Origin of the sequence: Parasphingorhabdus sp., from assembly GCF_036963705.1 — a bacterium.
Classification (GTDB): Bacteria; Pseudomonadota; Alphaproteobacteria; order Sphingomonadales; family Sphingomonadaceae; genus Parasphingorhabdus.
Window position 1 is genome coordinate 1 of sequence record NZ_JBALUT010000062.1, and the last position, 3,253, is coordinate 3,253.

At 58.2% G+C, this 3,253-nt stretch carries 3 protein-coding genes; 1 reads left to right on the forward strand and 2 read right to left on the reverse strand.

Annotation, left to right across the window (positions count from 1 at the left end):
* Positions 1-1,983: NAD-dependent DNA ligase LigA (gene ligA / locus V7680_RS12360; RefSeq protein ID WP_335653583.1), on the forward strand; the 1,983-nt coding region annotated here is incomplete at its 5' end.
* A gap of 221 nt (positions 1,984-2,204) precedes the next feature.
* On the opposite strand, the gene V7680_RS12365 is transcribed toward ligA, so the two are convergent.
* Both V7680_RS12365 and V7680_RS12370 read right to left on the reverse strand, forming a co-directional pair.
* The gene (locus V7680_RS12365; RefSeq protein ID WP_335653584.1) at positions 2,205-2,765 is read right to left on the reverse strand and encodes an HD domain-containing protein; all 561 of its coding nucleotides are present in this window, start codon (positions 2,763-2,765) and stop codon (positions 2,205-2,207) included.
* 100 nt (positions 2,766-2,865) lie between these two features.
* On the reverse strand, positions 2,866-3,253 hold a 388-nt coding region (locus tag V7680_RS12370), incomplete at its 5' end, for a sterol desaturase family protein (RefSeq protein ID WP_442955019.1).

Consider the following 3,253-nt stretch of genomic DNA (forward strand, 5'->3'; position numbering starts at 1 on the left):
CGGCGGTTCCTCAATCTGGACGAGGGCGCGCCGGTGGCGGTGACCGCCGAGGACAAGATTGACGGGCTGTCCTGTTCGCTGCGGTACGAGAAGGGTGAACTGGTGCTGGCCGCGACGCGCGGGGACGGGCAGGTTGGTGAGGATGTGACCGCCAATGTGCGGATGATTTCAGATATTCCGCAATCTCTCCGTTCGTCTCGAGCGCAGTCGAGAGACGGCAAGGCGGGAACAGGTGTCTCGACATCGCTCGACACGAACGGCGATTCCAACACCATCCCCGACCTTTTCGAGATCCGTGGCGAGGTCTATATGGCCAAGGCCGATTTTGCCGGGCTGAACGAACGGCTGATGGATGAAGGCAGGGCCGATGCGGAGGCGAAAGGCATCGACTTCGATCACGAGAAAATCCGCCAGTTCGCCAATCCGCGCAACGCCGCTGCCGGTTCGCTGCGGCAGAAAGACGCCAGTGTCACCGCCAAGCGGCCGCTGAAATTCTGGGCGCATGGCTGGGGCGTGCATAGCGAAGTTCCGGGCAACAAGGCATTTGACGTCATGAAGGTCATTGAAAGCTGGGGCGTGCCGGTGTCGCCTTTGGTCCAGCGGTTTGAGTCGCTCGACGAGATGCTCGCCCATTATCGCCATATCGAGGCGGAGCGGGCTGATCTGGATTATGATATCGATGGTGTGGTCTACAAGGTCGACCGGCTCGACTGGCAGCAACGGCTCGGTTTCGTCGCCAAAGCGCCGCGCTGGGCATTAGCGCATAAATTCCCGGCGGAACAGGCCCAGACGACGCTGGAGAGTATCGATATTCAGGTTGGACGTACCGGCAAGCTGACGCCGGTGGGACGCCTGAAGCCGGTCACGGTCGGCGGCGTGGTCGTTTCCAATGTCACGTTGCATAATCGCGATGAAGTCGAACGGCTTGGGGTGCGTCCGGGCGACCGGGTGGTGATCCAGCGGGCAGGGGACGTAATCCCGCAGGTGGTCGAAAATCTGACCCGCGACGAACAACGCCAGTCTTATCATTTCCCCGAACATTGCCCCGAATGCGACAGCGAAGCGGTCGCCGAGGAAGGCGAAGTCGATGTGCGCTGCACCGGCGGTCTGATCTGCCCGGCGCAGCGGTTCCAGCGTCTGGCTCATTTCGTTTCGCGGGTGGCGCTGGATATCGACGGTCTGGGCGAGAAAAGCATCGCGGAATTTATCGAAGCGGGCTGGCTTGAAAGCCCCGCTGACATTTTCCGACTGCACAAATACCGAGACGCAATTCTTACCCGCGATGGCTGGCAGGACAAGTCTGTGGATAATCTGTTGGCGGCTGTGGAAAAGAAGCGCCAGCCGGATGCGGCGAGGCTGCTGTTCGGACTGGGCATAAGACATATCGGCACGGTGACGGCAAAGGATTTGCTGAAAAATTTCCAGACTTTACCGCGGTTGCGCGAAATTGCGGAGATCGCGCAAGAATCGGAAAAATACCGTTCGTCTCGAGCGCAGTCGAGAGACGGGGAGGGCGCGGATGCCGATGGCTCGACTTCGCTCCACACGAACGGGGAGGCTGGGCCCGCGGCGACCGGAACCGAAGCGGGTGATGCGGCCTGGGCAGAGATCACCTCGATTGACGGCGTCGGACCTACCGTGGCGCAGGCTTTGGCGGATTTCTTCCACGAACCCCACAACCGCACCGTCTGGGATGATCTGCTCAACGAGGTTTCCCCGCCCGACTATATCGTCGAAACCCGCGACAGTGCGGTGGCGGGCAAGACGGTGGTCTTCACCGGCAAGCTGGAAACCATGAGCCGCGACGAGGCTAAGGCGCAGGCCGAGGCGCTGGGCGCCAAGGCTTCCGGTTCGGTGAGCGCGAAGACCGATCTGGTGGTTGCCGGACCGGGCGCGGGGTCGAAAGCGAAGAAGGCCGCTGAACTCGGTATCGAGGTGATTGACGAGGCGGCCTGGGCGGAGATTGTCGCGGCAGCCGGGTAGCGAGCATATTGCGCCAGTCAATATTCAGGCTGGGCTGACTCCGGAATTTTGCGGCAACAGATTCCCGCTTTGGTCGCCATTACTGGCAACTATTGGGTAGAAGCCGGATTTGGAAAAACCCGATCCGAAGGGAAATTCGTCCCGCCAACCGACATTGGTAATCAATGATTGGCCTAATATAATCTGGTCTGATGCTGTTTCCGATGGATCGGAATATTTTTCTATCCGACGGCTGTTGGATTGTCGTGGAATATCTTTCGCATGAGCGGTTCAAAACTTTCCAGTGAATCGACTTCGAAGTCGGGATCAAAGGCCGGTGCATCCCATTCATCGACGAGTTTGACTGCAAGGCCATACCAAGGTTCATCGACCCATTTTTTCCTGAGGTCGGTTGGTGCGCCCATATAATGATAATAATGTTCGCCCTGAAAAGCCTGGTGGTTGCGGATCACGTGATAGCTGTCATCGCTGATGTAAGGCCGCATCATCTCTGCGGCAATCGGACCGTGATTGGGAACGTTGACCGCTTTTGCAATGTCATGACAAAGAGCAATAACGATTTCTTCATCGCTAGCGCCCGCCCGGCGTGCAAGCGTTCCTGTCATCAGGGAATGCTGGAGCTGATCGCAGGCAAATCCGAGCGTATGTTGCTCGAGTGATTTCAACATGTCGATAAAACGGTCGGCCGTATTCTTGAATTCCTCTTTGTGGGCAGCGCCGATAACCTTCCAGTCTTCGAGCGTGCCATCCTGCATTTTGGTAAAAGTCGCCTGAGAGGTCATATCGGTATTTCCTTCTATCTTTGATAGCACGTATCGAACCTTATAATTTATCGGCACGACAAGTCCATAGGCCAGCGTCAACAGAGGTCTCCCAAGCCGCTTAAACCTCTGCTGCCGCCTCGATCGCCGCCAATTCATTTACGCCATGGCCGCCTTCCTTATTCTCCGGAAAGATCGGCCAGGCCAGTTGCTGGCCCAGAGTGGCGGGTGCGAGATTTTCCACGCCGAAAAGTTCCGGATAGCGGCGCGTGATGTGAGCGGTGCCGAACAATACGTCCCAGAAGAACAGCAGATTGCCGAAATTGCCCTTATAGTGGGTCACGCCGTCGCTCTTGTGGCGGCCGTGATGGGCGTGGTGGGTTGCCGGCGTCGAGATGGTGCGCTCGACCACCCACATCACCGGCGACAGCCACTTGATCTTGTAGAGCGGCTCGTCCCAGGCGACATCGCTGTGGGCGCCGACGATCACCGCCATTTTGACGATGATA